Source organism: Streptomyces sp. CC53 (assembly GCF_001865245.1).
In the GTDB taxonomy this organism is placed as follows: domain Bacteria; phylum Actinomycetota; class Actinomycetes; order Streptomycetales; family Streptomycetaceae; genus Streptomyces.
Map to the genome: position 1 here is coordinate 20,728 of NZ_MKXB01000069.1, position 7,938 is coordinate 28,665.

At 71.6% G+C, this 7,938-nt stretch carries 7 protein-coding genes; 5 read left to right on the forward strand and 2 right to left on the reverse strand.

Features of this window, described 5'->3' with window-relative positions; translation table 11 throughout:
* The first annotated feature begins 12 nt into the window (after positions 1-12).
* From manA to BJP40_RS06385, 4 genes are all read left to right on the forward strand, one after another.
* On the forward strand, positions 13-1,191 hold the full coding sequence (gene manA, locus BJP40_RS06370; protein ID WP_071279332.1) for a mannose-6-phosphate isomerase, class I: 1,179 nt from the start codon (positions 13-15) through the stop codon (positions 1,189-1,191).
* Between the two features lie 129 nt (positions 1,192-1,320).
* Positions 1,321-2,247: a cation diffusion facilitator family transporter gene (locus BJP40_RS06375; protein WP_071279333.1), complete on the forward strand. Its 927-nt coding sequence runs from the start codon at positions 1,321-1,323 to the stop codon at positions 2,245-2,247.
* Positions 2,248-2,542: 295 nt separating this feature from the next.
* On the forward strand, positions 2,543-4,000 hold the full coding sequence (ahcY, locus tag BJP40_RS06380; protein ID WP_071279335.1) for an adenosylhomocysteinase: 1,458 nt from the start codon (positions 2,543-2,545) through the stop codon (positions 3,998-4,000).
* A gap of 771 nt (positions 4,001-4,771) precedes the next feature.
* On the forward strand, positions 4,772-5,392 hold the full coding sequence (locus BJP40_RS06385; protein WP_071279336.1) for a hypothetical protein: 621 nt from the start codon (positions 4,772-4,774) through the stop codon (positions 5,390-5,392).
* 67 nt (positions 5,393-5,459) lie between these two features.
* On the opposite strand, the gene BJP40_RS06390 is transcribed toward BJP40_RS06385, so the two are convergent.
* The gene (locus BJP40_RS06390) at positions 5,460-6,464 is read right to left on the reverse strand and encodes an RDD family protein (RefSeq protein ID WP_071279339.1); all 1,005 of its coding nucleotides are present in this window, start codon (positions 6,462-6,464) and stop codon (positions 5,460-5,462) included.
* A gap of 165 nt (positions 6,465-6,629) precedes the next feature.
* Between BJP40_RS06390 and BJP40_RS06395 the strand changes: the two genes are divergently transcribed.
* Positions 6,630-7,637, forward strand: coding sequence for a stage II sporulation protein M (locus BJP40_RS06395; protein WP_071279338.1), 1,008 nt, complete (start codon positions 6,630-6,632; stop codon positions 7,635-7,637).
* Positions 7,638-7,758: 121 nt separating this feature from the next.
* On the opposite strand, the gene BJP40_RS34835 is transcribed toward BJP40_RS06395, so the two are convergent.
* The coding region (locus BJP40_RS34835; protein ID WP_218153194.1) for a hypothetical protein at positions 7,759-7,938 on the reverse strand (180 nt) is incomplete at its 5' end.

The following is a 7,938-nucleotide window of genomic DNA, read 5'->3' on the forward strand; positions in this document are numbered from 1 at the left end:
GAACACAGCGACATGGACCGCCTCTCCAACACCGTCCGCCCCTACGCCTGGGGCTCCACCACGGCCATCCCGGACCTCCTCGGCACCGCCCCCACCGGCGAGCCGCAGGCCGAGATGTGGATGGGCGCCCACCCCGCAGCCCCCTCCCGCGTCACCCGCACCGCACCCGACGGCACCCCGCACGACCAGACGCTCTCCGACGTCATCGCCGCCGACCCGGCACGGGAACTCGGCCCCGAGACCGCCGCCCGGTTCGGCCCCCACCTGCCGTTCCTCCTCAAGGTCCTCGCCGCCGCGGCGCCCCTCTCCCTCCAGGTGCACCCCGACCGGGCCCAGGCCGAGGCCGGCTACGCCCGGGAAGAACAGGCCGGCATCCCCCTGCACGCCGCCCACCGCACCTACAAGGACCCCCACCACAAGCCCGAACTCATCTGCGCCCTCACCCCCTTCGAAGGGCTCTGCGGCTTCCGCCCGCCCGCCGAGACCGCCGACCTCCTCGCCTCCCTCGACGTCGACTCCCTCAAGCCGTACGTCGACGTCCTCCACGCCCACCCCGAGGACGCCGCCCTCCGCGAAGTCCTCACCGCCGTCCTCACCGCCGACCCCGACGCGATGGCCGACACCATCGCCGCCACCGCCGCCGCCTGCACCCGCACGGGCGGCCACCTCGCCCCGTACGCCGAACTCGCCCACCACTACCCGGGCGACCCCGGCGTCATCGCGGCCCTGCTCCTCAACCACGTGCGGCTCCAGCCCGGCGAAGCCCTCTACCTCGGCGCCGGCGTGCCCCACGCCTACATCAAGGGCCTCGGCGTCGAGATCATGGCCAGCTCCGACAACGTGCTGCGCTGCGGCCTCACCCCCAAGCACGTCGACGTCCCCGAACTCCTCCGCGTCGTCCGGTTCGACGCGGCGGCCCCCGACATCCTGCGCCCCGAAGCGTCCGAGTCGGGCGAGGAACTGTACGAGGCACCCGTCGACGACTTCCGGCTCTCCCGCTACGTGCGGCCCGAAGGCTCCGCCCCCGTCGACCTCACAGCCCCCTCCGCCCAGGTCGTCCTCGCCACCGCCGGCACCCCGCACCTCGGCGAACTCCGCCTCGACCCGGGACAGTCCGTCTACGTCCCCGCCGGCGAACCCGCCGAACTCTCCGGTACGGGCACCGTGTTCCGCGCCACCGTCGCCCCCTGAGACCACGCCGCGGCGGCCCACCCGCTCCTGCAACAATGTCCCGCCGTGCACCGGGGGCGCACGCCGCGGCGCCACCGCCCCCGCCGGGTGCACGACCGCATCATCACCAGGTGAAGGGACACGACCCGCATGAGCGCGTCAGGCGGAACCAAGGCGATCGTGGCGGCACTCGCCGCCAACCTCGCGATCGCGGTGAGCAAGTTCGTGGCGTTCCTCTTCAGCGGATCGTCGTCGATGCTCGCCGAAAGCGTCCACTCGCTCGCCGACTCCGGCAACCAGGGCCTCCTCCTGCTGGGCGGCAAGAGGGCCAAGCGGGAAGCCACCCCGCAGCACCCCTTCGGCTACGGCCGTGAGCGCTACATCTACGCCTTCCTCGTCTCCATCGTGCTCTTCTCCGTCGGCGGCATGTTCGCCCTCTACGAGGGCTACGAGAAGATCAAGCACCCGCACGAGATCGAGGCCTGGTACTGGCCCGTCGGCGTCCTCGCCTTCGCGATCATCGCCGAGGTCTTCTCCTTCCGGACCGCCATCAAGGAATCCAACGAGATCCGCGGCAACCAGTCCTGGAAGGACTTCGTCCGCCACGCCAAGGCCCCCGAACTGCCCGTCGTCCTCCTGGAGGACCTCGGCGCCCTCGTCGGCCTGATCCTCGCCCTCGGAGGCGTCGGCCTCGCCCTCCTCACCGGCAACGGCGTCTGGGACGGCATCGGCACCCTCTGCATCGGCGTCCTGCTGATCCTCATCGCGCTCGTCCTCGCCGTCGAGACGAAGTCGCTCCTCCTCGGCGAAGCCGCCGGCCTCGACCAGGTGAAGAAGATCGAGGAAGCCCTCGTCGACCACGACACCGTCACCGGCGTCATCCACATGCGCACCCTCCACCTCGGCCCCGACGAACTCCTCGTCGCCGCCAAGATCGCCGTCCAGAGCGACGACACCGCCGCACGCGTCGCCGCCGCCATCGACGCCGCCGAAGGCCGCGTCCGCGACGCCGTGCCCATCGCCCGCGTCATCTACCTCGAACCCGACATCCTCAGGACCCCGGTCGTCCCGTCCTGACCCGCCGTCCCGCCACCGGCACGGCGGGAACCAGGCACCCCCTCCCTCCGGCGCACTTGAAGACGGCCGCCCCGACCGGTGTAGATTCGATGGCAGACACCGAGAGCCAGACGTCGCTGCTGATGGCGGTCGGGCGGCCCCAGGGGCCGGCCGAGGGAGAGAGGGCCTCCGACGACTGCTCCGCGCGTGCCGCGCATGCCCCGGTACGGCCCCGACGGGCCGTACCCCGCCCGCATGCCCGACACCGCGGAGCCGGCCGTACCCACCTCGCCACGACAACGAGGAGCAGCTCGAAATGACGACTGTCGAGAACCGACAGGACTTCAAGGTCGCCGACCTCTCCCTGGCCGAGTTCGGCCGCAAGGAGATCACCCTCGCCGAGCACGAGATGCCGGGACTGATGGCGATCCGCAAGGAGTACGCCGAGTCCCAGCCGCTCGCCGGGGCCCGCATCACCGGCTCCCTGCACATGACCGTGCAGACCGCCGTCCTCATCGAGACCCTGGTCGCCCTCGGCCCCCAGGTCCGCGGGGCCTCCTGCAACATCTTCTCCACCCAGGCCCACGCGGCCGCCGCCATCGCCGTCGGCCCCGCCGGCACCCCGGACAACCCGCAGGGCGTCCCGGTCTTCGCCTGGAAGGGCGAGACCCTGGAGGAGTACTGGTGGTGCACCGAGCAGGCCCTGACCTGGCCGGACAGCCCCACCGGCGGCCCGAACATGATCCTCGACGACGGCGGTGACGCCACCCTCCTCGTCCACAAGGGCGTCGAGTTCGAGAAGGCCGGCTCCGCCCCGGACCCGTCCACCGCGGACAGCGAGGAGTACGGCCACATCCTGCGCCTCCTCAACCGCACCCTCACCGAGGACCCGCAGAAGTGGACCCGCCTCTCCTCCGAGATCCGCGGCGTCACCGAGGAGACCACCACCGGGGTCCACCGCCTGTACGAGATGCAGCGCGACGGCACCCTCCTCTTCCCCGCGATCAACGTCAACGACGCGGTGACGAAGTCCAAGTTCGACAACAAGTACGGCTGCCGCCACTCCCTCGTCGACGGCATCAACCGCGCCACCGACGTCCTCATCGGCGGCAAGGTCGCCGTGGTCTGCGGCTACGGCGACGTCGGCAAGGGCTGCGCCGAGTCCCTCCGCGGCCAGGGCGCCCGCGTCATCATCACCGAGATCGACCCCATCTGCGCCCTCCAGGCCGCGATGGACGGCTACCAGGTCACCACCCTCGACGAGGTCGTCGAGACGGCCGACATCTTCATCACCACCACCGGCAACCGGGACATCATCATGGCCTCGGACATGGCCAAGATGAAGCACCAGGCCATCGTCGGCAACATCGGCCACTTCGACAACGAGATCGACATGGCCGGCCTCGCCAAGATCCCCGGCATCGTCAAGGACGAGGTCAAGCCGCAGGTCCACACCTGGACCTTCCCCGACGGCAAGACGATCATCGTGCTGTCCGAGGGCCGCCTGCTGAACCTCGGCAACGCCACCGGTCACCCCTCGTTCGTGATGTCCAACTCCTTCGCGGACCAGACCCTGGCCCAGATCGAGCTGTACACCAAGCCCGAGCAGTACCCCACCGACGTCTACGTCCTGCCCAAGCACCTCGACGAGAAGGTCGCCCGCCTCCACCTCGACTCCCTCGGTGTGAAGCTCACGACCCTCCGCCCGGAGCAGGCCGACTACATCGGCGTCAAGGTCGAAGGCCCCTACAAGCCCGACCACTACCGCTACTGACGGCCCGCACCGCCGCTCCTGACGCCCGCGTCAGAGCCCCACAAGGCCCCCCGCGCACTGCCGGGGGGCCTTCCCCTTCCTCTGGCCCACCCCATCCGCGCCCCCCGCTCCTCCCCTCCCCGTCCAGTCCGGTCCGGCCCCTCAGCGCCCCACCCGCACAGACGGCCTTCCCGGTCGGGCGCGCCGACGCCGGCACACTCGGCGCGAAGCCCGGGGCCACGTCCGGGGCCAGGCCGTACGGCCGTGCAGGGCGCCCAGGACCCCCCGCCGCGTCGCCTGACGATCTCCAGGGACAGGCGACAGGGGGGAACCCTGCGCAGTGCCGCGCCCCCAGGAGCCCCGGCATCCGGTCAACGGACCCTCCCCACTCACCGTCGGTCCGGTCCTCGCCGCCCCTGCCGATCCGGTCGCCGCCCGCCGCGCGACCCCACGGCCGACGGGATCGGCCGTACGCCACCACCGCACACAGCCGCCTCAGCCTGCAGCGACCGGCCCGACCAGCACGAGCAGCCCTCCGCGATCGCCGCAGCCACAAGGGACCTCCGGGTCCCGCCCCGCCCCGACTACCGTTGGACGACGCTCCCGCCGCGCGGGACGGCAGCCCTCATGCACCCCCCGTCTGCACTTTCACCACCACATGCCCCCCAACTACCGGCAACCACACCCCTGAGCGCCCACGACACCGCACCTCCCACGGCCGAGCCCGCACCTCCCCGAACGCCCCCGACAGCCACGCCCCCACACAACCGACCACGACGCCCCCGAGGACCCATGCCCCGCGGCCGCTATACGCTCCACGACCCGCACGACCACGCCCCCCTCGGCGAAGAGCACTTCCACTGCGCGCCCGGCCCCACCGGCTGGCGCTACGTATCCCAGACCACCACCCCCTCCGGTGACCACGCCGGCTCCGTCGACCTCACCATCGACGACTTGGGCCGTCCCCTCCGCATGGAACTCCACGCCGGCGGCTGGCAGGTCCGCGGCGCCGCCCTTGAAGGCGTCACCTGGGTCCGTACCGACCCGACCGGTGCCCACGCCACGGAAGGAAACGTCCGCGCCCACGCCTTCACGGGCACATCGCCGGCATTCCTCGTCGCCACATCCCGCCTGCTACGCCTCACCCCCGATTCCGGTGCGACCCGCGTCCGCCTCGTGGCGTTCACGGACCCGGTCCTCGCACCCCTCACCGTCGACCAGTCCTGGGCCCTGCTGAACAGTGAAGCGCACCCCACTGACAACGGCCCCCTCATCGTGGACGCGTACCAGGTCACCGCACTGGACACCGGCGAACAGCACATGATCCACATCGCCGGGGACGTGGTGCTGTCAGCGCCGGGAGTCGAACTGGAGGACCTGCAGAGCCCCCCGTCCACCTTCCCCGAACGCTGAGCGACCGGACGAAGCCGCCACACGGGCTCCGCAACCCCACGACGTGCCGGGGCAACGCCGACGACGGTCAAGCGGGCGGAGCGAACCCCGTGGCGGGAGCCCGCCGCTTCTCCTCCCCGCGTCCGGCTTCCTCGGCCGCCCCAGCAGGCGCACCCGACACGGGACCGCCGGAACCACCTGCACCCCCGCCCCAGCCGGACGCAGCCGCTCCCGCCCCACCGGAAGCAGAAGCCGCGCCCTCACCAGAGCCCGCGCCCGCGACGGAAGGCGCACCCGTAACCACCGGAGCAACCGCCCCCGCGCCCCCGCCCGCAGGGGAAGCCGACGCCGCGGCGACCCGGCGCACGTCCCGCGTCTGCCGCTCGTACAGGACACTCGCCAGATAGGCCGCGGCAGGCACACCCGCCGGCGGGGGAGTACCGGTTCGCGCCGCCAGCTCGCCGGCCAGCCGCTCGGCCAGCGCCTGCCCCGCCACCGGTTCCAGCTGGCCCATCCGCGTCAGGTACTGCCGGATGCCCAGCCACAGCTCCTCCGGCACCGCGGACAGGTCCAGCCCCGCGAACCGCCCCACCAGCCATGCCGGCGGCGGAGGCACCGCGGCAGCACGAGCCGAGGGGACCCGCTCCCGCACCACCAGGGTCCCTGCGAACACGTCACCGACCCGCCGCCCCCGCGCCGACACCAGCGACGCGATGCAGGCGATCACCCCGAAGGTCATGACGATTTCCACGAGTCCGAGCAACCCCCGCACCAGCGCGTGCCGGAACCGGATCGGTCCGCCGTCGTCCCGCACCACTCGGAGCCCGCACACCAGCTTTCCCACCGACCGCCCGTGGCTCAGCGTCTCGACGGCTATCGGCGCACCGACCAGCACCAGCATGTACGCCGCGATCGACACCGCCATCACCGCCGCGGGGTCGAGTCCCGACGTGGCGAGCGCCAGGACGAGGGACACGAGCAGGAAAGCCGTCCACACGATCAGCAGGTCCACGAACAGCGCGAGCGCCCTGCTGGGCAGCCGGGCCGGCCGCAGCCCCAGGACGACGGCGTCCCCCGTCACGACCTCACTCACGGCGCCCACCCTTCATCGACCTTGCCCGACCCCTCCGAACGCCAGTCTGCCAAGCTGTCGGACAGCGCGCCGCAGCAGGCAGCAGACGAGCACCGGCGCACTACGCGCGCGTAGGAGCAGCAGCACGACCACACGTACGGACCGGGCCAGGAGCAGCAGCCGCATATGGACCTCGATGTCTACGTCAACGCCCACCGGGCCGAGTGGGACCGCCTTGACCACCTGACGGGCCGCGGCCGCCGCCTCACCGGCGACGAGGCCGACGAACTGGTCGCCCTCTACCAGCGCACCTCCACCCATCTCTCCGTCATCCAGTCGTCCGCTCCCGATCCGGCGCTCACGGCTCGCCTCACCCAGCTCGTCGCCCGCGCCAGGTCCACCGTCACCGGCACCCGCAGCGCCTCGTGGCGGGACGCCACCCGCTTCCTCACCGCGGGGTTCCCGGCGGCCGTCTACCGGTCGCGCCACTGGTGGATTCCCACAGCCGTGCTGTCCGTCCTCGTCGCGGCGGTCATCGGGTGGTGGATCGGCACCCATCCCGAGGTGCAGGCCGCCATCGCGGCACCGGACGAGCTGCGCGAGATGACCCGGCCCGGAGGGCAGTACGAGACGTACTACTCCAGCAACCCGGCCACGTCCTTCGCCGCCCAGGTCTGGACGAACAACGCCCGTGCCGCAGCCCTCTGCCTGGCCTTGGGAGCCTTCCTCGGAGTCCCCGTCCTCTGGGTACTCCTGGTCAACATGCTGAACCTCGGCGTGGGCATCGGGCTGATGGCCGCGGCCGGCCGCCTGGACACCTTCCTCGGCCTGATCCTTCCGCACGGCCTGCTGGAGCTCACGGCCGTCTTCGTCGCGGCCGGCACTGGTCTGCGCCTCGGCTGGACCGTCATCGACCCCGGCCCGCGGACCCGCCGCGCCGCCCTCGCCGAGCGCGGCCGCGCCGCCATCGGCATGGCCATTGGCCTCGCCCTGGTCCTGTTCGTCTCGGGAGTGATCGAAGGCTTCGTGACCCCGTCCGGCCTCCCCACCTGGGCCCGCATCTCCATCGGCGTCCTCGCCGAGCTGGCCTTCCTCGTGTACGTGTACGTACTCGGCGGCCGCGCCGCCAGGGAGGGGGAGGCAGGCGACGTCGAGGACGGGGACCGCAGCGCCGCGGTGCCGACCGCAGCCTGATGTGCACCGCACGGCCGCGACCTGTTACTCTTCTCTTCGCCCGCAAAGCCCGTTGACATGGGTGGCGTGGGGAGGTAGATTCAAACGGTTGCGTGGAGCTGGACAGCTTCAGTGGCAACAGCTAGTCTCTCTCTCGCTCCGCTGCGAAGTCGATCAGTCGACAAGCTGGAGCCGACGATTCCTCCGCATCGGATACGGAGCCGAAGAAATTCGGCCCCGAAAGAATCTGATAAAGTCGGATCAGCCGAAAGGCAAAGGCCCTCCAACGGCCACCGGAAACGAAATCCGAACCGGAAACGGA

Excerpts from the sequence above, each read along its gene's own strand:
- BJP40_RS06385 (WP_071279336.1), top strand. The coding sequence starts at position 4,772 with ATGCCCCGCGGCCGCTATACGCTCCACGACCCGCACGACCACGCCCCC.
- manA (WP_071279332.1), top strand. The coding sequence starts at position 13 with ATGGACCGCCTCTCCAACACCGTCCGCCCCTACGCCTGGGGCTCCACC.
- BJP40_RS06375 (WP_071279333.1), top strand. The coding sequence starts at position 1,321 with ATGAGCGCGTCAGGCGGAACCAAGGCGATCGTGGCGGCACTCGCCGCC.
- ahcY (WP_071279335.1), top strand. The coding sequence starts at position 2,543 with ATGACGACTGTCGAGAACCGACAGGACTTCAAGGTCGCCGACCTCTCC.
- BJP40_RS06395 (WP_071279338.1), top strand. The coding sequence starts at position 6,630 with ATGGACCTCGATGTCTACGTCAACGCCCACCGGGCCGAGTGGGACCGC.